The organism is Hyphomonas polymorpha PS728 (assembly GCF_000685315.1).
Lineage (GTDB): Bacteria > Pseudomonadota > Alphaproteobacteria > Caulobacterales > Hyphomonadaceae > Hyphomonas > Hyphomonas polymorpha.
Genome location: NZ_ARYM01000019.1, coordinates 23,464 through 48,796, shown reverse-complemented (window position 1 = coordinate 48,796; position 25,333 = coordinate 23,464). Strand labels below are relative to the sequence as shown.

The following is a 25,333-nucleotide window of genomic DNA, read 5'->3' as shown; positions in this document are numbered from 1 at the left end:
CGCACTTCTCCGCTAACCGCCGATTTCGTCAAGGCTGAACGGCGTGGACTGGTAGGTCTGGTTGATCCAGTTGCCGAACAGCAGATGGGCATGGCTGCGCCACCGGTTGAGCGGCTGGCGGGTGGGATCATCGCCGGGGAAGTAGCCATAGGGCACCTGGATCTGCTTGCCCGCTTCCCGGTCCCGCTCGAACTCTTCCTTCAGGGAGAAGGAATCATATTCCACGTGATTGAACATGTAGAGGCTGCGCCGCGCGCGGTCTTCCAGCAGGCAAGGTCCGGTGTCATCGCTGTCGATCAGCAGGCGGAGCTCAGGCCGCTCCAGAACCTCATTGCGGCGCACTTCGGTCCAGCGCGAAACGGGAATGGAGAAATCATCCGAAAAGCCCGAAAGATAGGGCGAGGCCGGATCAAGATTGCGGTGGCGGAATACGCCGAAGGCTTTAGCCTCCAGCAGGTGTTTCGGCAGGCCGTGGAAATGATAGGCCGCCGCCATCGCGCCCCAGCAGATATAGAGCGGGGAATGCACATTGCGCTCGGTCCAGTCGAAAATCTGGGTCAGCTCATCCCAGTAATTGACCTCTTCAAACGGCAGCGTTTCCACCGGCGCGCCAGTCACGATGAAGCCGTCAAACTTCCGCTCCCGGATTTCTTCCCAGGTCTGGTAAAAACTGATCAGGTGCTCCTGCGACGTATTCTTGGGTGTATGCCCGCCCACGCGCACCAGCGTCAGCTCCACCTGCAGCGGCGAGGCGCCGATCAGGCGCGCAATCTGCGTCTCGGTGCGGATCTTGTTGGGCATCAGGTTCAGAAGGCCGATCTGCAGCGGGCGGATGTCCTGCCGGATGGCATCGGTCTCGCGCATCACCGCCACGCCCTCTTTGAGAAGGGTTTCACGCGCAGGCAGCGTATCGGGAATCCGGATCGGCATGGCTCAAACGTCCTCTTCGGCCCGCTTCAGGTCCAATAAACAGCGCCGCAATCTGGGAGAAAGGCAGGCCCGGAACCCCGGTTTCCCTGCATCTCGGCCCTTTAGCGAGTTGTTTAACGTGGCTGCAAGCCGGCCGGCCAAATCACCACGGAATGGGATTTAGTACGGGCAAGGCGCGGCGTCAAATCCCGGCCGCTTGCAAGGCGGCGCCGGTGGCCCCGGCCGCGATGAGCGGGTTGTCTTTTCGCCGCAGGATTGCCATTGATTCTCAAGAAACGAAACTTTCCGCCGCCGAGAGGAGAACGATCCATGCGCCAGAACTTCCTCGCGATGATGACTGGAATTGCCTGCTGGCTGGCTGCCGGCACGGCCTCTGCAGATATTCCCAGCCTTTACGGCCAGGCCGACAATGTCTGGGACGCGCAGATATCCCCCACCGGCCGGTACGTGGCATTGGGATGCAGCCCCACGGGCTGGCCCTCCATCTGTGTGTACGACATGCAGTCGCCGGGAGAGCCACGCCTGCTGCAAGGATCTGAGGAAACGCGCCTCCTGAATTTCTATTGGGCCAGCGACAAGCACATCATCAGCAATTCAGCGACTTTTACGTCCTTGAAAATGCTGGAAAGGCCTCAGGAGTATGAGTTCCGCAGAGCCCTTTCCTTCGACGTGACGACGGGCGAACTGACGATGTTGCTGACAAATGTCGGGCTTTATCTGGACACGACAAATGTTGTGTCCACCTGCTCTGCCAAGCCGGACAAAATCCTGATGCAACTGACTGTCCGGCCTACGGAGGACGCCCAGACCGGCAGCAGGATCCGCGCGGTCAAATCCGGAATCCGCAGCCAGCAATATGAGGTTGACCTGGCCTCAGGGCGCGGCAAGGCGCTGAAATTCCGGAATGCCTCGATCGCGGGCACTCTCGTTGACAAGAATTGCGATCCCCTCGTGAATATCATCTACAATGATCAACGCGGGGAATTTGCTCTTGAAACGGCGAAGGATAACCGCCGCTTTTTTGAACTCAGGAATGCGCCGGTTTGGCCCATGGATGTGATCGGCATGTCCGATGACAGCAAAAGCGTCATCGTGCGGGTAGACCATGGCGATCTGTACGGCCTTCACACCATTCGCATAAGCGATGGGGAAATCGCGCCCATCGTGATCGATGGAGAGGAGATCGGCAATCTCGGCGTCATGAGAGACGAGGATCGTGGCACCATCTACGGCTTTGCCTATGAAGACGATCTGGTGGGTCATATGTATACCGACCCGACCCTGATTTCCCTTCAGGCGGAACTGGAAGAGATTTTCCAGAAAGAAGTGCGTATACGTTCGATGTCGAGAGACCGCTCGATGATGACGATCTCGGCAGAGAGCGCGGGCAAGCCGATCGAGTATTTTCTTTATGATGCCGACAGTTCCGAGATTTCCCCGCTGGGAAGTATCGCGCCTCACCTTCCCGAGGACGCCGCCAGCAGCGTCTCGCCCTTTGCCTACAAGGCGCGTGATGGCCTTGAAATACCGGCATATCTGACCCTGCCCCCAGGAAAGAGCAAATCGGACGGCCCCTTCCCGGTTATCGTGATGCCGCATGGAGGCCCTGAATCGCGCGACAATGCGACTTTTGACTGGTGGCCACAAGCATACGCCAAGGCCGGATATGCGGTCATCCAGCCAAACTTCCGCGGCTCCTCAGGATACGGACCAGCCTTCCGGGACGCCGGGTTTGGAGAGTTCGGCGGCAAGATGATTGATGATATCATCGACGCCGCCAGCTGGGCCGCAGCTGAAGGGCTCTCCAAAGAAGGGGGCGCATGTGTTGTCGGCGCCAGCTATGGTGGCTACGCCGCCCTCATGAGCGGCCTGAATTCGTCCGGGGAGGTATCTTGCGTCATCGCGGTTTCGCCGGTGACCGACATATTTGGCCATATGGCGAGTTACCAAACGGACGCGGCAGGTTATCAATACTGGGCGCGCTATGTTGGCGGCGACAAGTTTTCCGCTCCCGAGATGCGCAGGAGCGTGACCCCCGCAGCACGGACGAGCGAATACTCCGTTCCCGTCATGATCTTTCACGGGAAAAGCGACTCGGTCGTGCAGGTCTCGCAATCCAGAAATTTCGCCAAAGCGTGGGGAACGCGCTCCGGCCTAACGTTTATTGAGATGAACGGACAGGATCACTACCTGCGCAGCACCACAGCTCGGAAAGAAATCCTCTCCGAATCCCTGAACTTCCTGGAGGCAAACCACCCCGGTCGGCGCTGAGGGGGGTCACTCCCCCGTCAGCTTCGCCGCGCGGCGCTCCTTGAAGGCGGCCACCGCTTCTTTCCGGTCGCCGAGATAATTGGACACGCTCTCCCAGCCGATGGAGGCGTCCATCAGCTGCGCAGCGAGCGCGCGCAAGGGGATGTTGGCGGTCGTCTTGGTCCAGCGGACGGCCCATTTCGGATTGGCCATGATCTTTCCCGCGATCTCATCCACCTTCGCGTCGAGCTCCGATGCGGGCACAGCATAGTTGATAAGGCCGAGGTGCTGGGCCTCTTTGGCGTCCAGCAGGTCGCCGGTCATCAGCAACTCCTTGGCCTTGGCAAAGCCGATCAGCTGCGGCCAGATCAGCGCGCCGCCATCCCCCGCAACCAGGCCAACCTTCACATGCGGGTCGCCGATCTTGGCGGTCTCATCGGCAATGATCACATCGCAGAGCAGCGCGATGGTGGCGCCCAGCCCGGCGGCAGCGCCATTCATGCGGCAAAGGATCGGTTTTTCCATCTGCAGCAGGGTCACCACGATCTGCTTGGCGTCCCAGCCGATGGCGCGGAAGCGTTCGGGATGGGCAATCTGTTCCTCGAACCAGTCAAAATCTCCGCCCGCGCAGAAGGCACGGCCCCGGGCCGAGAGGATGATGAGATCGCTTTCGCTGTCCCGCTGCAGGCAGTTGAAGACAAGCGCGAGTTCGGTGTGCATCTGCTCGTCTACCCCGTTCACAGGGTGATCAGAGGTGATATAGGCCGTCAGCACACGCCCCTTCCGCTCGAGGGTGAACCGTTGCCAATTGTCCTGCGTGATATCGTATGCTGCGCTCATCTTTTCCTCCGGCCGGTTTTACCGCCACCCTAATTTCCACCGGCTGCCCGGCAAGCCATAAAACCTGGCTTCTCCGTTCTGGCCGCCCTTATTTCCCCCTAATTGCCACCCTATCTGCCGGAGCAAGACGACAGGAGCGCATGTGAGCACGCCGGCCATACAGGACTTTCAGGACACAAATGACCCGCTCCATGTGACCCTGGAACGTACGCTGGCCGCTATCGACACGCCGACCATCACCCTGCGCCGCCTGCTGGACCTGATCGGCGAACAGGGCCTTCTCTTTCTCTGCGCGCTTCTGGCCATTCCTTTCCTGCTGCCGGTCTCCATTCCGGGAGTCAGCGGCGTGTTCGGGCCCGCGATCATTCTGATCGCCGCCGGGATCACGGGTAACCGGATGCCCTGGATTCCCCGGCGCCTCGCCCACAAGGAGTTCAATTCCGAGAAACTCAAGGGCACGCTGAAGCGGGGTATGCGTATTGTCATGCGGGTTGAGCGCGTGGTGCGCCCCCGGTTTCGGGGCATCACCGCCGCGGGCCTGCCCGCGCGCCTGAATGGCACCGCGATCATATTTGCCGCCGTGCTGATGATGGCGCCGTTCGGCCTCATTCCCTTTACCAACACCCTGCCCGCCTTCGCGATCGTATTGCTGTCCATCGGGATGTCCCAGCGGGACGGGCTGGTGGTGATCGGCGGCTACCTGTTCATTCTTGCGACTCTGATCTATTTCGGCGTGCTGCTCTGGCTCACCCTGCAAGCGGGCCAGGGTCTTTTCGGTTTCTTCAGCAGCTGACAGGAGTTTCCCCATGCCCCGCGATACGCTTTTCCTCCTGCCACCGGGTTTTGCCGCCAATGGTCAGCGGGAGTTTTGCCCGGAATGCGCGGAAATCTGGGGCCTGCTTGCCTGGTATCCGGCGCTCAGAGAAACGCTGCATGTCGTCTATGTCGGCATTGAGCACCCGCGCGGGCCGATTGCCGATCTGCTAGGTCCGGGGAAACACAACGCGCCGACCCTCGTGCTCGCCGAAGGCTCTCCTCGCACGCCGGATGTCACCTACAATCAGGCCGGCGGCCACGATTTCCTCCCGTCCGCCCGCCTGATTGCGCGGCATTTCGCAGGGCTTTACGGCACGCCCATGCCGCGCGGGGGCTGAACGCCCCCCCCCTTGCCTCCCGCCGCGTTAGCGGCCCCACTCATCCAACCCATACAAAGAAACGTCCCGGAGGAACCCGCCCATGCCCGCCAAACCCGTCAAGACCCGCATCACCGAAATGCTCGGCATCGAAAAGCCGATCGTCCAGGCCGCGATGGGCTGGATCGCGCGCGCTCAGCTTTCCTCGGCCGTCTCCAATGCTGGCGGCATGGGCATCATCGAAACCTCATCCGGTGAACTCGGCGCCATCCGTGAAGAGATCAGGAAGATGAAAACCCTGACGGACAAGCCCTTCGGCGTGAACGTCGCCCAGGCCTTTGTGCGCGATCCGGATATCATCCCCTTCATCATCGACCAGGGCATCAAATTCGTCACCACCTCGGCCGGCGACCCGATGAAATACACCGCCACGCTGAAGGAAGCCGGGCTCACGGTCTTCCATGTTGTCCCTTCCCTCTCCGGAGCGATGCGCGCCATCGAGGCGGGCGTTGACGGGCTGATCGTGGAAGGGGGCGAAGGCGGCGGCTTCAAGAACGCGAAGGATGTCGCCTCCATGGTGCTGATCCCGCAGGTGTGCGAGGCGGTGGACGCGCCGGTCGTCGCCGCCGGCGGCATCACCGATGGGCGCAGCATGGCAGCAGCGTTTGCCCTGGGGGCGGAAGGCGTGCTGATGGGCACGCGCATCCTCTCCAGCGCCGAAAGCCCGGCCCACCCCAACTGGAAGGACGCCATCGTGGGCGCCGACGCTACCGACACGGTCTTCCTCAACCGCCAGGGCCCCGGCCCCGCCCTGCGCGCCCTGCGCACGCAGCGCACCAGCCGGATCGAAAAGGAAGGCAGCCCCAACATTTTCGGCGAGTTCGCCAAGACGCAGGACGTCTATTTCGGCGGCGATCTGGAAGCGGGCATTGCGCTCACCGGCCAGGTAGCAGGGCGCATCAAGGAGGTGAAGCCGGTTGCCCAGATCTTCGAGGAAACCCTGGAAGAGTACCACCGCGTCGTCTCCGCGCTGCCCCGCTGAGCCGAAACTTACGCCATTCGGGTCAATCTCGGGGGTAAATCGCCCCTTTCTGACCGTTTCACTGGAAATCTGCGCCTCCGGCGGCTAAACCGCGTGCAATCTTCATTGCCAGAGGAAGCATGATGAAAATGTCCGAAATGCTGAAGGGCGGCGCCGCTGCTCTTGTTCTTGCTGCCACCGCCGCTTGCGGCGCGTCTGAAGCGCCCAAACCCGAAGCCGAGATCGCCAGCCAGATCGAGCTGCCCGAAATCGAGATCAGCGACGCTGAGCTGGAAGGAAACCCCTTCCGCGCCGAATGGACCGGCACCTATGGCGTGCCGCCTTTCGCTGAGATCAAGGACGAGCATTACATGCCGGCGGTCAAGAAGGGCATCGTCGAGATGCGCGCCGAGATCGACGCCATCGTCAACAATCCCGACGAGCCGACCTTCGAGAACACCATCCTGGCGCTGGAGAAAACCGGCCAGTCGCTCGACAAGGTGATCCGCGTTTTCGGCAACATCACCAACACCGACACCAACGACACCCTCAACCAGCTTGAAGGCGAAATCTATCCGATGCTCACCCGCGAGCAGGATGCGGTGACCTTCAACCCGAAACTCTTTGCGCGCGTCAAAGCCGTCTATGACCAGCGCGACCGCCTCGGCCTCGACGAGCAGGAAGCCCGCCTGCTTGAGCTGACCCATCGCAATTTCGTGCGCGCCGGCGCGGGCCTTCCCCCGGCGGCCCAGGCCGAAATCGCCCAGCTCAACGCCGAAATCTCCGGCCTGACGACCACCTATGGCCAGAACCTGCTGAACGCCACCAACGCCTTCAAGCTGGAAATCACCGACCCGGCCCGCCTCGGTGGCCTGACGGATGACTTCAAGAACGCTGTGAAGGTGGAAGGCGAAGACAAATGGGCCGTCGGCCTCAGCCGCTCCTTCTTCGAAGGCTTCATGTCGAGCGCCGAAGACCGCGAGCTGCGCAGCCAGCTGTTTGACGGCTACCGCAACGTGGCCTCCTCCGGCGACTACGATAACGGCCCGCTGGCCATCAAGCTCGCCCAGCTTCGCGCCAAGCGCGCCGAGCTGATGGGCTATAAGAGCCACGCCCATTATGTTCTGGAACAGCGGATGGCGCACACGCCGGAAGCGGCGCTGGAATTCCTGCAGAAGGTTCTTGAACCCGGCCTCAAACGCGCCGCCGAAGAACAGGCGGACATGGAACAGATCGCCGGGCATGAAATCCTCGGCCATGACTGGTGGTTCTATTCGGAGAAAGTCCGTCAGGACAAATACGCCTTCGATGAAAACCAGCTGCGCCCCTACTTCCAGCTCGACGCCACCTTTGATGGCGCATTTGAAGTTGCCTCGCGCCTCTTCAATATTTCCATCGAAGAAGTCAGCGTGCCGGGCTGGAATCCGGCTGTGAAGTCCTATGAAGTCAAGGATGCTGCCACCGGCGAGCATCTCGGCCTCTTCATGGTGGACATGTATGCCCGGTCTTCCAAGCGCGGCGGCGCCTGGATGAGCTCCTACCGGTCTTCCTCGGACATGGACGGCGAGCGCATCCGCCCGATCATCACCAACAACATGAACCTGGTGACCCCGGCGGCCGGCCAGCCGACCCTGCTCTCACCCACCGAAGTGGAAACCCTCTTCCACGAATTCGGCCATGGCCTGCACGGCCTGCTGACGCAGATCCGCTATCCGAGCTTCTCGGGCGTTTATGGCGGGCCTGACTATGTGGAGTTCCCCTCCCAGGTGATGGAACACTGGTGGAGCGAGCCGCAGGTGCTGGCGATGTATGCGCGCCATCACCAGACCGGCCAAGTGATCCCGATGGAACTCGTCGACAAGATGAACAATGCCTCGACCTTCAATCAGGGCTTCAAGACCACCGAGTTCATCGCCGCCTCGCTGATCGACCTTCACTGGCACATGCTGTCTTCGGAAGAAGCCGCGAAGATCACCAGCGCGCGCGACTTTGAACTGGAAGTTCTCCGCAAGTACAACATCCCGGAAATCATCGAGCCGCGTTACCGCTCGACCTATTTCTCCCACATCTTCGCCGGCGGCTATTCGGCTGGTTACTACTCCTACCTGTGGGCAGAAATTCTGGATGCGGACGGCTTTGACGCCTTCAAACAGTCCGGCGACATCTTCAATCCGGAGATCGCCGCGAAGCTGAAACAGTGGGTGTTCGAATCCGGCGGCCTGCGCGAGACCGACGAGCTTTACCGCAACTTCCGTGGGTCTGACCCGGGCATCGAGCCGCTGCTGCGCAATCGCGGCTTCGGTGAGCCATCGCCTGCCGAAGGCTGATCACCGCGCTCAGCGCAGAAACAAAGAACCCCGCCTCATCGAGGCGGGGTTTTCTGTATCCGGATTATTCAGGCGAGACCAGATCAGTGGCCGGCTACGGGATCCTTGCAGATCAGGGCCTTGATCTCGTTTTCATTGCGCGCCTTGCGCAGCCCGTCGCGCACGGCGACCTGGCGGAAAAACCGGCTGACCTGGGCCAGGGCGCGCAGATGATCTGCCCCCGCCCCATCGGGCGCCAGCAACATGAAGATGAGATCGCAGGGGCGGTCATCGATCGCCTCGAAATCGACCCCATGCGCGAGCCGCAGGAAGCCGCCAACAGGCGCGGAAAGCCCCGGCAGACGGGCGTGCGGGATGGCAACGCCCTCCCCTACACCCGTAGAGCCGAGCCGTTCGCGTTCCATCACGGCGTCCTCGATGGCCCGCGCACCGATGCCCGTGGCCTCGCTCAAGGCCTCGCACAGGACGTGGATGGCCTGTTTCCGGCTGGTCGCCTCATGAAAGGGGATGATCACCCCACCTTGCAGCAGAGCACTCAGATCGGTGGCCATCAAACAACTTTCCGTGGCGCGTCGCGTTAATTCCGGGGCGTGTTGGCGGGGTCAACCCAACCAATGTGCCCATCGGGGCGGCGGTAGACCATATTAAGGCCGTCATGGCTAGCATTTCTGAACATCAGCGCCGGAACGTCCTGCAATTCCAGCTGCATTACTGCCTCGGAAACGGTCATCGTGCGGATCTGAACCTTGGTTTCTGCAACCGTAAGGGGTGCCTCGCCGACCTCGACTCCCGTATCCACCGAATCTTCGGCGTCGTCGTCGTCGCTGGCCTGGAACAGGATTTCAGGTGCCATTTCCGCCGGCAGGGCGGGCTGGCCATTGGCGTGGTGGTCCTTCAGGCGGCGCTTGTAGCGGCGCACCCGCTTTTCCATCTTGTCGAGACTGACTTCCAGCGCCGCATAGGGGTCGTTGGCCTTGCCGGTCGACTGCAGGATGATGCCCGATGGCAGGTGAACATTGCAGTCCACTTCCACAAACGGACCCTGCTGGGATACGAAAACGTTGGCGTCACCCGTGCGGCTGAAATATTTGGAGACGGCTGCCTCAAGCCCCTCTTCGATCCGCCCTCGCAACGCCTCACCCAGTTCCATATGCCGGCCGGTGATCTGAATTTGCATGGGCGTCTCCTTTGCTTGTGACCATAAGAGCTATCCTGAACATAAGTATGCATCAGGAAGCTGCCAGTGGCGACTCACTTCCGTAATGCGCCGCCACATCTGTCTGAAATCTAATGTGTTAGCGGCGCGCGGCTCTAGGCAATTGTCCTGAGCAGGCGATGCCGGCTCATTCGGCGCGGCGGGCATAGCCATGTTTTTTGAGCAGGCCGCGCAGCTGGTGATAGGTGAGGCCCAGCGCGTCGGCCGCCCGGCCCTGATGCCCGCCAGCGTCTGCCAGGGCGCCGTCGATCAGCTGCATCTCGAAAAGGCGGACGGCATCCTCAAACCCGCGCGCCGGCGTTGCCGGCCGCTCGGCAGGCTGAAATTCGCCAGGGCCCGCAGGGGTGGAGGCGCCGATGAAAACGCCAACACCGTTGGAGTTTTTTGCCCCCTCATTGGAGGAATGGTTGGAGTTTTTCGGAGCCTCCTTCGGCCGCCAGGGGGAGGCAAAGGGATCGAGCGCCGAAGGCTCGAACCGCACCTGTTCCTGCGGGGCCGAAAGCAGCGCGCGATGGGTCAGCCGTTCGGCAAAATTGCGCAGCTCGCGTATGTTTCCCGGCCAGTGCCAGGCCTCGATCGCCTCAAGAGCAGACGGCGCAAACCCCGGAAAATCCTGAGCCATTTCAACCGCCATCCGCCGGGCAAAGAATTGCGCCAGCAGCGTCTTGTCGCCATGCCGCGCCCGCAGTGGCGGCAGCGTCACCACGTCAAAAGACAGCCGGTCCAGCAAGTCCCAGCGGAAGGTCCCAGCCTCCGCCATCGCCGGCAGATCGGCATTCGTCGCCGCAACGATCCGGACATTGGTCGTGAGCACCTTGGAGCCGCCAACCCGTTGAAATTCCCCATATTCCACGATCCGCAGCAGCTTTTCCTGCACCTGCTGGGAGGCTGTGGCGATCTCGTCGAGGAAGATGGTGCCGCCGTCCGCCATCTCGAACCGGCCGCGCCGCATCTCGGTCGCGCCGGTAAACGCGCCGCGCTCATGGCCGAAAAGCTCTGAATCCAGAAGGGTTTCCGAAAGCGCCGCGCAATTGACCTTCACGAACGGGCCTTCCCAGCGCTTGGACAGGAAGTGCAATCGCTCGCCCACCAGCTCCTTGCCGGTGCCGCGTTCCCCGATCACCAGCACGGGCCGGTCGAGCGGCGCCAGTCGGCTCGCCTGCTCCAGCGCGCTGAGCCAGGCGGCAGATTCGCCTATGAGGTGAGTTGTCCGCTGCTCCATTTGGCCAAAATAGCCAACATACTTAGCTAGTTCTACCAGATTTTTAGTGTAGCTAGCCTTTCACTTCTTAACGCAAAGGCGCCGAAAAGTTTTTTTGATATAAATATCAAGGCGTTATGAAATTAATCCCAAACTGGCACGGCTCTTGAAATGGTATTGGCATCAGGGCGACGGGCGTTGCCAACCACTGAAAACCAAGGACGAACCAGAAATGAGCTACCAGGACGATCCCTACACACCGCGCACCGATGCCGGCCGCTTTGGCCGCTGGCTCGCCTCGCGCCGGGCGGAGACGTGGATGTTCTTTGCCGCAGGCGTGCTGCTCGGCGGCCTCTTCTTCTGATCTCCAGTCACGAAAGGAAATTCCCATGGGTCTCTTCTCCCGCCTCGGCGACATCATCAACTCCAACCTCAATGCGATGCTGGATAGCGCCGAAAACCCCGAAAAAATTGCCCGCCTGATCATCCAGGAAATGGAAGACACGCTGGTGGAAGTGCGCACCGCCGCCGCCCGCGCGATGGCTGACAAGAAAGAAATGGAGCGCGAAATCGCCCATTTCACCGCCACCCGCGATGACTGGGCCGCCAAGGCAGAGCTTGCCATCGACAAGGGCCGTGAAGACCTTGCCCGCGGCGCGCTGATCGCCAAGCAGAAATGCGAAACCGAAATCGAGCGCCGTCATCATGCGATGAAAACCGCCGAGGAAGCCTTCGACCGCCGCCAGGAAGACCTGACGAAACTGCAGGCCAAACTCGACGAAGCCAAAGCCAAGCATCGCGCCCTGGTGATGCGCCGCGAAGCCGCCGAACAGCGGATCCGTATGCGCAGCCAGATGTATGATGGCCGCGCCGACGAGGCGATCATCCGCTACAACCAGCTGGAGCGCAAAGTCGACGAGATGGAAGCCTATGCCGACACCATCCGCGGCCGCGAGCCGAGCCTGGAGCAGGAATTTGCCGAGCTTGAGCAGAACGAGTCCATCGAGAAGGAACTCGCCGCGCTGAAAGCCCGCAAAGGCAAAGCACCGGCGAAGAAGTCGGAGGGCTGATCAATGGTCTTTTCACTGGTCTGCCTCTTTGGCTTCCTGGCCGTCATCTGCACGCCGGGCCTGATCGCCCAAGCGCGTGAGGAACGCGCCGCCGCCGGGGGCGATGAATAGTCATGAACGAGAGCCTCATCCCTCTGTTTGCCATCATCGCCATCTTTGTGGTGCTGCCGGGCATGGTGTTTCACTACATCACGCTCTGGCGGCGCCAGAAGACCCTGCAGCCGGACGATGAGCGCATGCTCGAGGATCTCTGGCGCTCCGCCAAGGCAATGGAGCGCCGCATCGAGACCCTGGAATCCCTGCTCGAAGCCCGCAACGCAGAAAGCCCTCGCCCACCTCCGCGCCCCCGCCGCACCACCTTTGACGAATAAGGAGACAGGAAATGTCCCGCCCCTACGACCCCTACCACTCCCCGAACCCGAAACGCTTCTACCGCTCCCGCCAGGACAAGGTTATTGCCGGCGTCTGCGGCGGCATCGCCGAGCGCTTCGGCTGGGAACCCATCCTCGTCCGTGTACTGCTTGTCCTGCTGACCTTGTTCGGCCTCGGCCCGATCGCCATCGTAACCTATGTTGTCGTCTGGATGATCACGCCGCGCATGCCCATCGGGTATGGCTCGATGAGCCCGGATGAAGACGCCTTCTGGCGCGGCGTGCAGGACCGTCCGCGCGCAACCTTCGGCACCATCAAGTATACTTTCATGGACCTCGACGAGCGCCTCAAGAATCTCGAGCGCGCCGTGACCTCGGATGAATGGCGCCTGCGCCAGGAATTCCGCGACCTCGAAAAAGGCAACTGACCGGGCTTGTCGCCCACCCACACCTACTCCGTCTAAGGACCGGATCAATGAAACAGGGGCATCTCGTGCATAACAACTGGCTACTCGGCGGACTGGCCGTCGCAATCCTGGCGGCCACCGTCATCCTCAGCTCCATCGCGGGCAACATGTCACTGGAAGTGGCAGGCCTCTCGGTGAACCTCGAACGCCACGAGAATGGCGGCGTCCGGGTCTTCTTCGTCCAGGCGCCCTGAGGCTCAGCGCGCCTTCTTCAGACGCCGGAGGATCTGCCGCGATGGGTTGACCGCCCTGAGAGAAGGCATATCCGCCGGCGCCGGGCCTCCGCAGAGCGCCGAGACCACAATTCCCGCGGCCCAGGGCGCCCAGGTAAAGCCCCGGCTGCCAAATCCCCCCACTACATGGATACCCGGTAAAACCGGCCAGGCTTCCGGCTCCGTCCCGCGCGCCCAGAGCGCTGAGATCACTTCGGTATCCGGCGCCGGGCCAATCAGCGGCAGCCGGTCTGGCGTGGTCGCCCGTACAGATGCGCGCGACACGGCCCCGCCCCTCTGCGCTTCATGCACCCACCAGGGGGAAAGAGATTTTATCCCTTCCAGGTTTTCCGCCCGCGCGGCCTCGCTGATGGCGGCGCTGCCGTCTTCTCCGGCCGGCTCGAACGTTGCGCCCCAGAGACGCTCCTGCCCGAGCGCGATACAGTATGTGCCCGAAGCAATTGCCGAAGGCGGAGCCTCAACGGCGCCCGTCAGATGTTCCACCTGGCCCTGCCGCCCGGTCAGTTCGATGCCCGGCAGCAACGTGCGCAGCGCCATACCGCTGGCGATCACAATGGCGTCAAACGCCTCGCCATTCACGCGGCGCGCAGCAAGGTCTACCTCTGGCGAGGCGCCCAGGCGTAATTCGACCCCCTCCAGCAGCGACCGGACGATCTGCCCTGGACGGAGGATCACCGCGCGCTTGTGCAGCAAGCCGCCCCCGGCAATGGCCTCAAGGTCTTCCAACGGAAAGGGCCGGTCGGCCAGCAGTTTCTCAAACCGCTTCACCTCGGTCTCGTTGCGTGGCGGCTGGCGCACATCGGTCAGCGCGGCGCCGGGGCGGCCGCGATAGAAATCCCGCGCGGCCAGATAGGCATCAATCAACAGGCGCGCTTCGACCGTCTCGCCCGCATCCAAGCGCGGCATCATCAGGCCGAGGGGATTACCGCTCGCCCCTGAAGCTACCTCCGGGGACGGATCAAATACAACCGCCTCAACACCCGCCAGTGCCAACCGGTGAGCGACACATGCCCCCGCAACGCCAGCGCCCAGAACTGCCACCCGCCGCGGCGGAGCCGGCACGGCCGCTTCGCCCGGATAGAACGCTTCCAGCCGCTGACGCTTGCGGCCGTGGCCCTCGGCCTTCTGCACCTCAAACCCCGCCGCCGCGAGCCCGCGCCGCACATCCCCCGCCACGGTAAACGTCGCGGCCCGCGCGCCCGGCGCCGAGCGCGCCGCGATCAGCGGAAAAATCTCCTCGGCCCACATGCCGGAATTCTTTGCCGGGCTGAACCCATCGAGGAACCAGGCATCCGCCTGAAAGCGGCTGGCCGGCAGCATCTGCGCGATCTCGCCCAGATGCAGGATGAGGTCGATGCCGTCTTCCTCGAAGAGGAGATGGCGCACGCCCCGAACCGGCCCCGGCCAGCGCGCCAGCAACTGATCTGCCTGGGGGCGAAGTTCCGGCCAGGTTTCAAACGCCCGCGCTGCGTCTTCGGCTTTCAACGGGAAAGCTTCAAAGCTGACAAAGCTGAGCCGTGCCTGCGGGTGCGGGCGATGCTCGCGCCAGAGCTGCCAGAGGGCGAGGAAATTGAGGCCGGTGCCAAAGCCGGTTTCGGCCACCGTGAACTGGCGCCGCCCCGCCCAGGCGCCGGGCAGACCGCAGCCCCTCAGGAACACTGCGCGTGTCTCCGAAAGGCCGTCCTCCACCGAGAAATAGACATCTCCGAACGCCGTGGCGACGGGGGTCCCATCCTCCCGCCACTCGATCTCCGGATGGGTCAGCAGCCGCGTCATGCCCCTGCCCTAGCCCGCCGCGCCGGAAATGGAAACGGGGCCGGGCATTGCGCTTTTGCCGCGCCTGCACCACCTTCGGCCAAAGCCAGCAAAGGAGCCCCGGCATGAGCGACCTGGACGTCAAACGCGAGGACGGCCCAACCGGCGGGCGCTATCTCGTCACCATCGATGGCCATACCGCCGAGATGACCTATTCCAAGGCTGGCGCGACACGCCTGATCATTGACCATACCGGCGTTCCCGACGCGCTGCGGGGCAAGGGCGCTGGCCAGGCAATGGTGCAGCGCGCAGTGGAGGACGCCCGCGCGGCCGGCATCAAGATCATTCCCCTCTGCCCCTTTGCCAAGGCGCAGATCGGGAAACACCCCGAATGGCAGGATGTGCTGGCCTAAACACGCCGGATTGAGGGAGGCGGGACGATGGGCATCCTGTTGAGGATACTGGGCGTGATCTGGATTCTCGCCGGCATCGGTTTTGCTGTGGCCGCCGTCATCGGGGTCACGGCGGAGGCAGGCTCGGAGGCGGGCGGCGCTTATATCGTGGGCGCCTTCCTTGGGGCGGGGCTGGTGATTACGCCCGTCTGGCTGACTGGCATTGCCTTCTTCCTCCTGCCCGGCTGGATCCGTAAACAGCTTACCAGCAAACAGACGGATATTTTCGCATGAGCCAAGACATCACCCATGACGCGGCGCGCCAGCGCTACAGCCTGATCGTTGACGGCGTGGAAGCCTACCTCACCTATGAGCGCCGCCAGCCGGGCGTGCGCCACATCACCCACACCATCGTGCCGGATGCCATCGGCGGACGCGGCCTGGGCAAGAAGCTCGTCACCGCCATCATGAACGACATCAAGGCCAGCGGCGAACACGTCACCTCAGCCTGCTGGTATGCCAGCGGCGTGATCGACAAGACGCCCGATTGGGCGGCCCTGAAAGCCTGACGGGATGCCAAGGCCCAAACCCTTCTGGAAAACCAAGACCCTGGAGGAAATGACCCCGGAGGAATGGGAAAGCCTGTGCGATGGCTGCGGCAAATGCTGTGTCGTCAAGCTGGAGGATGAAGACACCGGGGCGCTCGCCTATACACGCCTGCACTGCAAGCTGCTGGATGGCAGCACCTGCCAGTGTTCGGATTACGCCAATCGCAGGCAGCATGTTCCCGACTGTGTGCAGCTCACGCCCGTGGTTGTCGAGCAGGTGGACTGGCTGCCGCGCACCTGCGCCTACCGGTTGATCCAGGAGGGCAAGCCCCTGCCCGCCTGGCACCACCTTGTCTGCGGCGACCGAGAGCGCATCCACGAACTCGGCCATTCCGTCCGCGGACAAACAGTCTCGGAGGATACCGTATTCGAGGAAGACGAGATCGACTGGGTGATCGACTGGGAAGGCACCGAACCATAACTGATTGGCTATGAGTTCTTGACAGACCCATAATCATCTGGTTATGGGTTTGATATGGTTGAACACGGCGACATCTTCCGGGCCCTGTCCGATCCTACCCGCAGGGCGATCTTTGAGCGCCTGTGCCGGGAGGGCGAACAGTCGGTGCATGCGCTCACCGCCGGCGCCGGCATTTCCCAACCGGCAGTGTCCAAGCATCTCGGCGTGCTGCGGCAAGCTGGCCTGGTTTCCGGCCGGCAGGAGGGACGCGAGACGCATTACAGTCCCGAAATCGGCGCGCTGGCATCTCTCATCGACTGGACGCAGGAGATGCGCGCCTTCTGGGAACACCGTTTCGACAATCTCGAAGATCTCCTGAACAGGATGGACCAATGAACTGGAACAAACTGATACGGCAGGGGCACCGCTGGGTGTCCATAATCTTTACACTGCTGGTCACGGGCCTCTTCGCAGCGCAGGGTTTCGGATATCAGCCTGCGGAATGGGTTTTCCTGACCCCGCTGGCGCCGCTCGCGCTGCTGGTGCTGTCCGGGCTCTATCTTTTCGTCCTGCCGTATGTGATGGGCGGGCGCCGCCGGAAACCTTCCCCGCAATGAGCGGCAAGGCCGTTCTCCTGTCCGGCGGCAATCCACAGATCCCGAAAGGGTTCGGGAATGCGCCGGTGCAGGCCTATATTGCCGCCATGCCGGAATGGAAGCGCGGCGTGGGAGAACGGCTCGACGCGCTTATCGAAAAGGCTGTGCCGGGCGTCAGGAAGGCCGTGAAATGGAATTCTCCCTTCTATGGCGTGGAAGAAGACAGCTGGTTCCTCAGCTATCACTGTTTCACCAAATACATCAAAGTCACCTTCTTCCGGGGCACGTCGCTTGCCCCCGCACCGACGGGCACCTCAAAACACCCCGAAGTACGCTATCTGGACATATACGAAAACAAGCTCGACGAAGATCAGTTCACAGATTGGGTGAGGCAGGCAAGCCGCTTGCCCGGAGAAAAGCTCTAAATGCCAAGATCCCCGGACAAGACCGAACAGGCTGTTGCCTCCGAACGGATTGACGCACGAATTGCCGAATTGGCAGACTGGCGCGGAGAGGCGCTCGCCGAGGCTCGCCGGCTGATCCATGCCGCCCTGCCGGGTGTTACCGAAACATGGAAATGGCGCGGTGTGCCGGTCTGGGAAAAGAACGGCATCCTCTGCACAGGCGAAACCTACAAGGACAAGGTCAAGCTGACCTTCGCCAAAGGCGCGACGCTGCCAGATCCACAGGGCCTCTTCAATGCCAGCCTGGAAGGCAATGCGCGTCGCGCCATTGATCTTTATAAGGACGACAAACTCAACACCAAGGCCTTCACCGCGCTCATCCGTGCCGCCGCAGAGCTGAATGCCTCCGGAAAGAAGAAATGACCGAGACCCGCTCCATTGTGATCGAACGCGACATTGCCCATCCGCCCGAAAAGATCTGGCGCGCGCTCACGACGCCCCACCTGATCGAAGAATGGCTGATGAAGAACGCGTTCGCGCCCATCGCCGGCCACAGGTTCCAACTGCGCGCCGATTGGGGCACCGTCGATTGCGAAGTTCTGGCCATCGAACCTGGTCGCGCGCTCGCCTACAGCTGGAATGCCGGCGACGACGCAACCGGCCTGCGCAGCACCGTCACCTGGACCCTCACGCCAACGCCCACCGGCACGCGCCTGCGCATGGAACAAAGCGGCTTCCGGAAGGGCCAGCCGCATTATTATGGCGGCGCAATGGCTGGCTGGCCGCGCATGATCGATACGATCGAAGCCATCGCGGCCCGGCCGGACTAGACGCGCCTTCAGCCATCCTTAACGGCGCCGTGCCACCCTGGCGGGATGGACGTTCTGCCCGCCTTCCTCGACCATCTGACCCGTGAGCGCCGCATGGCCGCCAAGACGGTGGAGGCCTATGGCAGCGATCTTTCCTTCTTCCTCGCCTTCCTGCGCGTGCATATGGGCGGAGAACCATCGCTTGCCATGCTGGCCGATGTGCGCGCGCGCGATATCCGCGCCTACCTCGCTGAACGCCGCCGCGAAGGGCTGTCAGACGCGAGCGTGGCGCGCATCCTCTCCTCCATCAAGGCGCTCTATCGCTGGGTAGACCGCGCCCATGGCATCAACAATGCCGAAGTGGGCTATCTGCAAGGCCCCCGCCGGCCCCAGCGCCTGCCCCGCCCGGTTTCCATAGATGCGGCCCGCGATCTCATCTCCGAAGCCGAGAGCGAGCCTGATCAGGAGCCGTGGATCAGCGCGCGGGACGCCGCGGTGCTCTCCCTGCTTTACGGCGCAGGCCTTCGTATCTCAGAAGCCCTCAGCCTGACGGGCGCTGACCTTCCGGCGCCGGAGCGCCTGCGCATCAAGGGCAAGGGTGGCAAGGTGCGGATCGTGCCGCTGATCCCGGCAGTGCGCGAAGCGATCCATTCGTATGCGGAAATCTGCCCCTGGGCGCTGACGCGGGACAAACCCCTCTTCCGGGGCGCAAAGGGCGGCGCGCTGAACCCGCGTCTTATCCAGGGCCTGATGCAGCGGATGCGCGCCTATCTGGGTCTGCCGGAAACGGCCACGCCCCACGCACTGCGCCACGCCTTCGCCACCCATCTGTTGGCGAACGGGGCAGACCTGCGCGCCATCCAGACGCTGCTGGGCCACGCCTCGCTCTCCACAACGCAGGTCTATACGGGCATCGACTCTTCGCGCCTGCGCGAAGTTCACGCCGCCGCTCATCCGCGCGCCTGAGGGCCGCCTCAGGGCGCGAGCTGCGCCGTCAGAGCGTCCGCCAGCAGCCGGCCGCTCTCGGTGAGGGAAAGCTCCGACCCCTGCATTTTTACCCAGCCTTGTTCGGCAAACACCGCCAGCTTGTCGCGGGGCACCTGCTTGCCAGAAACGAGCTCCACCCGCCGCAGATCCACCCCCTCTGCCGCCCGCAGGCCCATGGCCAGCAACTCGCGCGCAATGTCGAGCGGAGGAAGCTTGCCCGCATCCGCCCAGCCTTCCTGCAGCATCTGCACGCCGGCTATATAGGCTTCCGGGCGCCGCTCAGCCTCGGTGGCATAGCGGTTGCCGCTGACCGAGAGACGGCCATGTGCGCCCGGGCCAACCCCGATCCAGTCCCCGCCCCGCCAGTAAACCAGATTGTGGCGCGACTGGTGGGCGGGCGAAGCGGCGTGATTTGACACTTCATAGGCCGGCATCCCAGCCCGGAGCGTCATCTGCTGGGTAAGTTCATAAAGGTCTGCCTGCGCATCATCCGGCATCGGAACAATATCTCCGCGGGCGGCCGCTTTTCCGAAGGCCGTTGCGGGCTCGAAAGTCAGTTCATAGAGCGACAGGTGCGGCGCGCCTAGCGCCAGCGCATCGGCAAGTTCTGCCTCCCAGTTGGCGGGCGACTGGCCAGGGCGCGCATAGATGAGATCCATGGAAACGGACTCGAACACTTTCAGCGCCCGCTTCACCGCTTCGGCGCCCGCCTCGGCATCATGATCGCGGCCGAGGAAAGCCAGCGCAGCATCCCGCATCGACTGCACGCCGATCGACAGGCGCGTCACGCCCGCCCGGCGCAGCCCCGGAAGATCCGCCCTCAGAACATCGTTGGGGTTGGCCTCGAGCGTTATCTCGGCGCCTTCCTTGATGCCGAACGTGTCGGACGCCGCTTTCAGAATTTCGGCCACCTGCTCAGGCCGCAGCAGCGCGGGTGTGCCGCCGCCGAAATACACCGTATCGAGCGCCCCGTGCTCGGGCACCTTGCGGCGATGGGCGCGAATGTCGCCGGCGATGGCCGACACCAGCGGCTCAGTCACCCGGTCCTTGGCGGCATAGACATTGAAATCGCAATACGGGCAGATGCGCGCGCAATAGGGCCAATGGACATAAAGACCGAAACCGAAATGCGGGCCGAACGGGGCAAAAACCTGGGTCATGCGAGCAGCGCCGCCCGGAGTTTTTCAACCGCCCGCGCCCGGTGGCTCATCGCATGTTTCCGCTCCGGCTCCATTTCGCCGAACGTTTCCGTTTCACCATCGGCCACAAAGACCGGGTCATAACCAAACCCCCTCTCCCCCCGCGGCGGCCAGACGAGCGTGCCATGCACCTCGCCCTCATAGACAGCTTCCGTGCCATCGGGCCAGGCAACCGCCAGCACGCAGACGAATTTGGCTGAGCGGTCTGCCGATCCTGAAGCCTTGAGTTCTGACTCCACCTTTTCCATCGCCTTGTGGAAATCCCGGGGTTCGCCCGCCCAGCGTGCCGAATAGATACCCGGCTGGCCGCCCAGGGCGGTCACCGACAGGCCCGAATCATCCGACAGCGCCGGCAGGCCCGTCGCCTTCATGGCGGCGCGGGCCTTCAGCAGGGCGTTGCCCGCAAAACTATTCTCGGTTTCTTCCGGTTCATCCAGACCGAGTTCCAGAGCAGAAACAACCTCAAAACCATGGGGCGCGAACAGATCTTTCAGTTCGGACACCTTGCCCTTGTTGTGTGTAGCTGCCACGAGTTTTCCGGGGACGAGGCGGGGCATAGCCGTAGCTTTATTCACAGATATGTGGCTCCATTCTTGCTTTATGCGCGAATGCATATATCGTTATTCGGTAATAACGGGATGGCGCGCAGGCAAAGTTCCGCTTCATAAACCATCAACCGAACTGGGTGAAAAGGCCGGGTATGACAAAGACAGGCCGGAATTCGATGGCAGAGGCGATGACCGTTCTGGTCACCGTAGCGATGTGGATTGCAGGCGCCTTCGGTGTCATCGGCATTCCCGTGCTGAGCCTTGGCCTGATCGCGAGCCTATCCAATGGCGAAGCCTCCCTGCCCGGCATCGAGGCGCTGGCGGACGGTGTATCGCCCGGCAGCTTCGTCATCGCGCTGGGCCTGCTCTGCGTCATCGTGCCTGGCGTGATCTTCATCTGCGTCCAGATGCGCCGCATCCTGCTGACCCTGGTAGAGGGCGATCCCTTCGTGCCGGAGAATGCCGGGCGCTTGTCGCGCATTGGTGTTGCCATCGCCGCGATGGAAATCATCCGGATTGCGACCCTCCTGGTGGTGCGCGCCATGCCCAGCCTCGTCGGAGACGCGCCGCCAAAGCTCTCAACCCAGCTCATACTGTGGATTTCCGTGGCGGCGCTGTTCATCCTTTCCCAAGTCTTCCGGGAAGGCACCCGCCTTCGCGACGAAGAAAAAATGACGATCTGAGGAGCACAGAGACGGACATGACCATTCGCGTGACCCTCGACCGTGTGCTTCTGGAACGCCGCATGTCTCTGACTGAGCTTTCCGAGCGCGTGGGCGTTACCCTCGCCAACCTCTCCATCCTGAAAACCGGCAAGGCCAAGGCCATCCGCTTCTCGACCCTGGAGGCCCTCTGCCGCGAGCTGAAATGCCAGCCGGGCGACCTGCTCGTCTTCGACACCGAAGGTGAGGAAGATGAACGCCAGGTTGCGGCTGAATAGAGATCAATGACATTGGATTGATTTTTAGGAATCAATGAATTATCATTGATTTATGCTCCCCCCCGATCACGCCTGTCTTCTTCTTTGTGACCTGAAAGGCTCGAGCGATTTTGGCGCGGAAAAAGGCGGCGAACTTCTTGGGCAATTGGAAGCCCTGCTGGCCCAGATGAACGAGCGCCACGCGGCCAACATCATCCTGCCGCTGGAAATCAGTTATGGCGATGAAATTGCCGGATTGCTGCAGCATCCGGAGGCCGCTTTCCAGATTGTGCGTACGCTGCGGGGGGGCCTTGGCATTCAAATGGCATTCCGCTTCGCGGTCGTATTCGGCCGGATCGGGGCCAGAACCTCCAATATCCGCCAAATCGGCGGGGAGGTCTTCACTGTCGGCAATGCCGCCATCAGTCGGCTGAAGCGTCAGAACCGGTTTGGCGAATGGCATATTTTCCAGGATGCTCGCGATATTGAGCTCACCCTGCTGACGAACCTCTGCCAAGGCTTCATCGCCCGGATGACGGACTATCAGTTTCTGGTTTACGCCCTCCTGGCCGAAGGCCTGTCACAAAAAGCGGTTGCCCAACGGCTGGGCAAATATCCGCAATCAGTTTCTGACGCAGTCCGCCGGGCGGAGATAGATCTGGTGATCGAAGCAGAAAATCAGATAATCAACCGGCTGCGCACCCACAATCAATCGAATATCATTGTTTTGGAGAAATCAATTGAATCCCATTGATATCTCCATCCTGGTAGGCATGGCGCTTGGATCGCACGTTCTCTCCACGCTGATCATCCGCCTTGGCATCCCCCGCCTCAAATCCGGCGACACTCCCGCCACCGAGGGCGGCGCCCTTCCCGAGAGCACCAAGGGCCGCGTCTTTGATCTGGGATCGACCGGCTTCTGGATTGGGCTGTGTGAAACACTCCTGATCTTCATTCTGGTCAGCGCCCAGCAGTTCAGCGCCCTGGCGATTATCATCGGGGTCAAACAGTTCGTGCGTAGCGACAAGATCCAGCAGAACCCGTCTTACTACCTGCTCGGCACCCTCTGTAACCTGACGATCGCCACTCTGTTCGCCCTGACGGCAAACCAGCTGATCAGCGGCTGAAGCCTGCTTAGAGCCCCAGCGCGGCCCGCTGCGCCGCAAACAGCTCCGTGCAGCCTTTCTCGGCCAAGCGCATCATCTCATCCAGTTCCGGGCGCGACATCGGGCGGGATTCGCCGGTGCCCTGCACTTCGATGAAGCCCCCATCAGAACTCATCACCACGTTCATGTCCGCCTCACCGGCTGAATCCTCAGGGTAATCCACGTCCAGCACCGGCATGTCCTGGAAGAGACCCACCGAGATCGCGGCGGCCTGTTTCAGGATCGGCTCCGCCTTGATCACACCTTCGGTCTGAAGATAACGGCAGGCCATGGCGAGGGCCACAAAGCCGCCGGTGATCGACGCCGTGCGCGTGCCGCCATCAGCCTGGATCACGTCGCAATCGATGGTGATCGTGTTCTCGCCAAGGGCGGCGAGGTTGACCACTGAGCGCATGGAACGCCCGATCAGGCGCTGGATTTCCTGCGTGCGTCCGGACTGTTTGCCAGCGGCGGCCTCGCGGCGCCCGCGGGTGTGGGTGGCGCGCGGCAGCATGCCATATTCGCCGGTCACCCAGCCCTCGCCCTTGCCCTTCATCCAGCCGGGCACGCCCTTTTCCCAGCTGGCGGTACACAGCACATGCGTGTGACCAAACCTGGCGAGGCACGATCCTTCGGCATAGCGCGCGACGCCGGTTTCAAGCGAAATCGGGCGCAGCTGGTCAAAAGCGCGGCCCGAGGGGCGAACAAGATTTGGCATCTTCGGGAATCCTTCTAGCTGATGGCCTGATTTGCGGGTTTTGCTGCGCCTGTCTACACCGGCAGCTGTCAACGGGAGAGCAGAATAGCGATGGCCACAGATATCGAGATCGCCCGCGCGGCGAAGAAACTGCCGGTCCAGGACATCGCCGCCCGCATTGGCGCGGCCCCGAAAGACATCATCCCCTACGGCCACGACAAGGCAAAACTCTCGGCCGGCTTCCTGCAGCGCCAGTCCGCCCGTCCAGACGGAAAGCTGATCCTCGTCACCGCCATCAACCCCACCCCCGCCGGGGAGGGCAAGACCACCACCTCGATCGGCCTTGCCGACGCGATGAACCGCATCGGCGCGAACACACTTCTCTGCCTGCGCGAGCCCTCACTCGGCCCCTGTTTCGGCATGAAGGGCGGCGCCACCGGCGGCGGCCTTGCCCAGATCGTGCCGATGGAAGACATCAACCTGCATTTCACCGGCGACTTCCACGCCATCACCTCGGCCCACAATCTTCTCTCCGCCCTCGTCGATAACCACATTCATTGGGGCGGTGAGCCCAAGCTGGAAACCGTGCGCACCAGCTGGCGCCGCGTGATGGACATGAACGACCGTAGCCTGAGGAATATCGTCTCCGGCCTTGGCGGGCCCGGCAACGGCGCCCCTTCCGAAACCGGGTTCGACATCACCGTCGCCTCCGAGGTGATGGCCATCCTCTGCCTTGCAACAGATGCGGAAGATCTGGAGGCCCGCCTGTCCCGCATTATCGTTGGCTATACGCGTGAGAAGGTCGCCGTTACCGCCGCTGACATCAAGGCCACCGGCGCGATGATGGCGCTGTTGCGCGACGCGATGCTGCCAAACCTTGTCCAGACGCTGGAGAACAACCCCTGCCTCGTGCATGGCGGCCCGTTCGCCAACATCGCCCATGGCTGCAACTCCGTGATCGCCACAAGCGCTGCTCTGAAAATGGCCGACTATGTTGTCACCGAAGCCGGCTTCGGCGCAGACCTTGGCGCCGAGAAATTTCTCAACATCAAATGCCGCCAGGCGGGGCTTGCGCCCGATGCCGTGGTTCTCGTTGCCACCATCCGTGCGCTGAAGATGCATGGCGGCCTCGCCAAGGATGAGCTGAGCAAGGTCAGCTATGAAGCGCTGGAAAAGGGCCTCGCCAATCTCGCCCGCCATATCGAAAACCTGCGCAGCTTTGGCCTGCCGGTCGTCGTGGCGATCAATCGCTTCACTACCGACACCGAAGGCGAAGTTCACGCCCTGCAGGCCTATTGCGAAAAACTCTCCGTATCCGTCGCGCTCTGCACCCACTGGGCCGAAGGCGGCAAGGGCGCTGAAACCCTCGCCCGCAGCGTGGTCAAACTGATCGAAGACGGCACTGCCGATTTCAAGCCGCTGTACCCGGACAATCTCTCCCTGCTGGAAAAGATCGAAGCCGTGGCGAAATCCATCTACCGGGCAGACCGGGTGGAGGCAGCCCGCGCGGTGAAAAACCTGCTAGCCGCATGGGAAAAGGCCGGCTTTGGCCACCTGCCCGTGTGCATGGCGAAGACCCAGTACAGCTTCTCCACAGACCCTGCCCTGCTCGGCGCGCCGGAAGGCCATGTGGTCCGTCTTCGGGAAGTGCGCCTCGCTGCCGGGGCGGGCTTCGTTGTCGCCATCTGCGGCGACATCATGACCATGCCTGGCCTTCCGCGCCGCCCCGCCGCCGAGCATATCCACCTCAATGCCCACGGCCAGATCGAAGGGCTGAACTGACCCGGCCATAGATCTATTTAGCTAAACCCAAAA

At 62.3% G+C, this 25,333-nt stretch carries 34 protein-coding genes and 1 riboswitch; of the genes, 25 read left to right on the top strand and 9 right to left on the bottom strand.

Going from position 1 to position 25,333, the window contains the following annotated elements; translation table 11 throughout:
- Window positions 1-12: 12 nt before the first annotated feature.
- A complete protein-coding gene (gene metA, locus HPO_RS14955; protein WP_035600424.1) occupies window positions 13-930 on the bottom strand; it encodes a homoserine O-acetyltransferase MetA in 918 nt (305 codons plus the stop codon).
- Window positions 931-1,011: 81 nt separating this feature from the next.
- A riboswitch (SAM riboswitch) is annotated at window positions 1,012-1,089 on the bottom strand.
- 150 nt (window positions 1,090-1,239) lie between these two features.
- Between metA and HPO_RS14950 the strand changes: the two genes are divergently transcribed.
- Window positions 1,240-3,201 carry an alpha/beta hydrolase family protein gene (locus HPO_RS14950; RefSeq protein ID WP_035600422.1) on the top strand — a complete coding sequence of 654 codons (1,962 nt, stop codon included), beginning with the start codon at window positions 1,240-1,242 and terminating at the stop codon, window positions 3,199-3,201.
- 6 nt (window positions 3,202-3,207) lie between these two features.
- Here the strand turns inward: HPO_RS14950 and HPO_RS14945 are convergent, their stop codons facing one another.
- Window positions 3,208-4,020 carry an enoyl-CoA hydratase/isomerase family protein gene (locus HPO_RS14945; protein ID WP_035600421.1) on the bottom strand — a complete coding sequence of 271 codons (813 nt, stop codon included), beginning with the start codon at window positions 4,018-4,020 and terminating at the stop codon, window positions 3,208-3,210.
- Between the two features lie 142 nt (window positions 4,021-4,162).
- On the opposite strand from HPO_RS14945, the gene HPO_RS14940 reads away from it, so the two are divergent.
- The 4 genes from HPO_RS14940 to HPO_RS14925 all read left to right on the top strand — a co-directional run bounded on the left by HPO_RS14940 (window position 4,163) and on the right by HPO_RS14925 (window position 8,501).
- On the top strand, window positions 4,163-4,813 hold the full coding sequence (locus HPO_RS14940; protein ID WP_084324351.1) for an exopolysaccharide biosynthesis protein: 651 nt from the start codon (window positions 4,163-4,165) through the stop codon (window positions 4,811-4,813).
- A 13-nt stretch (window positions 4,814-4,826) separates the two neighbouring features.
- Entirely contained in the window at window positions 4,827-5,174 is a 348-nt protein-coding gene (locus HPO_RS19910) for a DUF3088 family protein (protein ID WP_051612659.1), read from the top strand.
- Window positions 5,175-5,256: 82 nt separating this feature from the next.
- A complete protein-coding gene (locus HPO_RS14930) occupies window positions 5,257-6,195 on the top strand; it encodes an NAD(P)H-dependent flavin oxidoreductase (protein ID WP_035600420.1) in 939 nt (312 codons plus the stop codon).
- 128 nt (window positions 6,196-6,323) lie between these two features.
- Complete coding sequence (locus HPO_RS14925) at window positions 6,324-8,501, top strand: M3 family metallopeptidase (RefSeq protein ID WP_051612661.1); 2,178 nt, start codon at window positions 6,324-6,326, stop codon at window positions 8,499-8,501.
- Window positions 8,502-8,584: 83 nt separating this feature from the next.
- On the opposite strand, the gene HPO_RS14920 is transcribed toward HPO_RS14925, so the two are convergent.
- From HPO_RS14920 to pspF, 3 genes are all read right to left on the bottom strand, one after another.
- Entirely contained in the window at window positions 8,585-9,052 is a 468-nt protein-coding gene (locus HPO_RS14920; RefSeq protein ID WP_035600419.1) for a PTS sugar transporter subunit IIA, read from the bottom strand.
- Between the two features lie 26 nt (window positions 9,053-9,078).
- Complete coding sequence (gene hpf / locus HPO_RS14915; RefSeq protein WP_035600417.1) at window positions 9,079-9,678, bottom strand: ribosome hibernation-promoting factor, HPF/YfiA family; 600 nt, start codon at window positions 9,676-9,678, stop codon at window positions 9,079-9,081.
- Between the two features lie 166 nt (window positions 9,679-9,844).
- Complete coding sequence (gene pspF, locus HPO_RS14910; RefSeq protein WP_035600415.1) at window positions 9,845-10,939, bottom strand: phage shock protein operon transcriptional activator; 1,095 nt, start codon at window positions 10,937-10,939, stop codon at window positions 9,845-9,847.
- Window positions 10,940-11,150: 211 nt separating this feature from the next.
- On the opposite strand from pspF, the gene HPO_RS21110 reads away from it, so the two are divergent.
- The 5 genes from HPO_RS21110 (at window position 11,151) to HPO_RS14890 (ending at window position 13,020) form a co-directional block, all read left to right on the top strand.
- A complete protein-coding gene (locus HPO_RS21110; RefSeq protein ID WP_255417544.1) occupies window positions 11,151-11,282 on the top strand; it encodes a hypothetical protein in 132 nt (43 codons plus the stop codon).
- Window positions 11,283-11,307: 25 nt separating this feature from the next.
- Window positions 11,308-11,988, top strand: a complete 681-nt coding sequence (gene pspA, locus HPO_RS14905; RefSeq protein WP_035600412.1) for a phage shock protein PspA — start codon at window positions 11,308-11,310, stop codon at window positions 11,986-11,988.
- Window positions 11,989-12,101: 113 nt separating this feature from the next.
- Window positions 12,102-12,359 carry an envelope stress response membrane protein PspB gene (pspB, locus tag HPO_RS14900; protein ID WP_035600410.1) on the top strand — a complete coding sequence of 86 codons (258 nt, stop codon included), beginning with the start codon at window positions 12,102-12,104 and terminating at the stop codon, window positions 12,357-12,359.
- 11 nt (window positions 12,360-12,370) lie between these two features.
- Window positions 12,371-12,787 (top strand): envelope stress response membrane protein PspC, encoded by a 417-nt coding sequence (gene pspC, locus HPO_RS14895; RefSeq protein ID WP_035600409.1) that lies wholly within the window; start codon window positions 12,371-12,373, stop codon window positions 12,785-12,787.
- A gap of 47 nt (window positions 12,788-12,834) precedes the next feature.
- Window positions 12,835-13,020: a hypothetical protein gene (locus tag HPO_RS14890; protein WP_035600407.1), complete on the top strand. Its 186-nt coding sequence runs from the start codon at window positions 12,835-12,837 to the stop codon at window positions 13,018-13,020.
- 3 nt (window positions 13,021-13,023) lie between these two features.
- On the opposite strand, the gene mnmC is transcribed toward HPO_RS14890, so the two are convergent.
- Window positions 13,024-14,835 (bottom strand): bifunctional tRNA (5-methylaminomethyl-2-thiouridine)(34)-methyltransferase MnmC2/FAD-dependent 5-carboxymethylaminomethyl-2-thiouridine(34) oxidoreductase MnmC1, encoded by a 1,812-nt coding sequence (gene mnmC / locus HPO_RS14885; RefSeq protein WP_035600406.1) that lies wholly within the window; start codon window positions 14,833-14,835, stop codon window positions 13,024-13,026.
- Between the two features lie 104 nt (window positions 14,836-14,939).
- Between mnmC and HPO_RS14880 the strand changes: the two genes are divergently transcribed.
- The 10 genes from HPO_RS14880 to HPO_RS14835 are packed head-to-tail and all read left to right on the top strand — an operon-like array spanning window position 14,940 to window position 18,989.
- Window positions 14,940-15,227 carry a GNAT family N-acetyltransferase gene (locus HPO_RS14880; protein WP_035600404.1) on the top strand — a complete coding sequence of 96 codons (288 nt, stop codon included), beginning with the start codon at window positions 14,940-14,942 and terminating at the stop codon, window positions 15,225-15,227.
- Between the two features lie 27 nt (window positions 15,228-15,254).
- Entirely contained in the window at window positions 15,255-15,500 is a 246-nt protein-coding gene (locus HPO_RS14875) for a hypothetical protein (protein ID WP_035600402.1), read from the top strand.
- Window positions 15,497-15,775, top strand: a complete 279-nt coding sequence (locus HPO_RS14870) for a GNAT family N-acetyltransferase (RefSeq protein ID WP_035600399.1) — start codon at window positions 15,497-15,499, stop codon at window positions 15,773-15,775. The genes HPO_RS14875 and HPO_RS14870 overlap by 4 nt, the downstream gene beginning before the upstream one ends.
- A 4-nt stretch (window positions 15,776-15,779) precedes the next feature.
- On the top strand, window positions 15,780-16,235 hold the full coding sequence (locus HPO_RS14865) for a YcgN family cysteine cluster protein (protein WP_035600397.1): 456 nt from the start codon (window positions 15,780-15,782) through the stop codon (window positions 16,233-16,235).
- A gap of 54 nt (window positions 16,236-16,289) precedes the next feature.
- Window positions 16,290-16,610: an ArsR/SmtB family transcription factor gene (locus HPO_RS14860; RefSeq protein ID WP_035600395.1), complete on the top strand. Its 321-nt coding sequence runs from the start codon at window positions 16,290-16,292 to the stop codon at window positions 16,608-16,610.
- Window positions 16,607-16,831: a hypothetical protein gene (locus HPO_RS14855; RefSeq protein WP_035600393.1), complete on the top strand. Its 225-nt coding sequence runs from the start codon at window positions 16,607-16,609 to the stop codon at window positions 16,829-16,831. The genes HPO_RS14860 and HPO_RS14855 overlap by 4 nt, the downstream gene beginning before the upstream one ends.
- Window positions 16,828-17,235 carry a DUF1801 domain-containing protein gene (locus HPO_RS14850; RefSeq protein ID WP_035600392.1) on the top strand — a complete coding sequence of 136 codons (408 nt, stop codon included), beginning with the start codon at window positions 16,828-16,830 and terminating at the stop codon, window positions 17,233-17,235. Before HPO_RS14855 ends, HPO_RS14850 begins: the two co-directional genes overlap by 4 nt.
- Window positions 17,236-17,637 (top strand): DUF1801 domain-containing protein, encoded by a 402-nt coding sequence (locus HPO_RS14845; protein ID WP_035600391.1) that lies wholly within the window; start codon window positions 17,236-17,238, stop codon window positions 17,635-17,637.
- A complete protein-coding gene (locus tag HPO_RS14840) occupies window positions 17,634-18,044 on the top strand; it encodes an SRPBCC family protein (protein ID WP_035600389.1) in 411 nt (136 codons plus the stop codon). The genes HPO_RS14845 and HPO_RS14840 overlap by 4 nt, the downstream gene beginning before the upstream one ends.
- A gap of 45 nt (window positions 18,045-18,089) precedes the next feature.
- Complete coding sequence (locus HPO_RS14835; protein WP_035600388.1) at window positions 18,090-18,989, top strand: tyrosine recombinase XerC; 900 nt, start codon at window positions 18,090-18,092, stop codon at window positions 18,987-18,989.
- Window positions 18,990-18,997: 8 nt separating this feature from the next.
- Here the strand turns inward: HPO_RS14835 and hemW are convergent, their stop codons facing one another.
- Window positions 18,998-20,170 (bottom strand): radical SAM family heme chaperone HemW, encoded by a 1,173-nt coding sequence (gene hemW / locus HPO_RS14830; protein WP_035600385.1) that lies wholly within the window; start codon window positions 20,168-20,170, stop codon window positions 18,998-19,000.
- Window positions 20,167-20,766 (bottom strand): RdgB/HAM1 family non-canonical purine NTP pyrophosphatase, encoded by a 600-nt coding sequence (rdgB, locus tag HPO_RS14825; RefSeq protein WP_035600383.1) that lies wholly within the window; start codon window positions 20,764-20,766, stop codon window positions 20,167-20,169. Before rdgB ends, hemW begins: the two co-directional genes overlap by 4 nt.
- A 143-nt stretch (window positions 20,767-20,909) precedes the next feature.
- On the opposite strand from rdgB, the gene HPO_RS14820 reads away from it, so the two are divergent.
- From HPO_RS14820 to HPO_RS14805, 4 genes are read left to right on the top strand one after another with little or no spacing between them, the layout of a single operon-like run.
- Window positions 20,910-21,440, top strand: a complete 531-nt coding sequence (locus HPO_RS14820; RefSeq protein WP_241767934.1) for a DUF2975 domain-containing protein — start codon at window positions 20,910-20,912, stop codon at window positions 21,438-21,440.
- Window positions 21,441-21,457: 17 nt separating this feature from the next.
- On the top strand, window positions 21,458-21,697 hold the full coding sequence (locus HPO_RS14815; protein ID WP_011648280.1) for a helix-turn-helix domain-containing protein: 240 nt from the start codon (window positions 21,458-21,460) through the stop codon (window positions 21,695-21,697).
- 52 nt (window positions 21,698-21,749) lie between these two features.
- On the top strand, window positions 21,750-22,430 hold the full coding sequence (locus HPO_RS14810) for a SatD family protein (RefSeq protein ID WP_035600382.1): 681 nt from the start codon (window positions 21,750-21,752) through the stop codon (window positions 22,428-22,430).
- Entirely contained in the window at window positions 22,417-22,803 is a 387-nt protein-coding gene (locus tag HPO_RS14805) for a hypothetical protein (protein ID WP_035600381.1), read from the top strand. The genes HPO_RS14810 and HPO_RS14805 overlap by 14 nt, the downstream gene beginning before the upstream one ends.
- Before the next feature lie 7 nt (window positions 22,804-22,810).
- On the opposite strand, the gene rph is transcribed toward HPO_RS14805, so the two are convergent.
- Window positions 22,811-23,539 (bottom strand): ribonuclease PH, encoded by a 729-nt coding sequence (gene rph, locus HPO_RS14800; RefSeq protein WP_035600379.1) that lies wholly within the window; start codon window positions 23,537-23,539, stop codon window positions 22,811-22,813.
- A gap of 90 nt (window positions 23,540-23,629) precedes the next feature.
- Here rph and HPO_RS14795 point away from each other — a divergent pair, with 90 nt between their 5' ends.
- Window positions 23,630-25,300: a formate--tetrahydrofolate ligase gene (locus HPO_RS14795; protein WP_035600377.1), complete on the top strand. Its 1,671-nt coding sequence runs from the start codon at window positions 23,630-23,632 to the stop codon at window positions 25,298-25,300.
- Window positions 25,301-25,333: the final 33 nt, after the last annotated feature.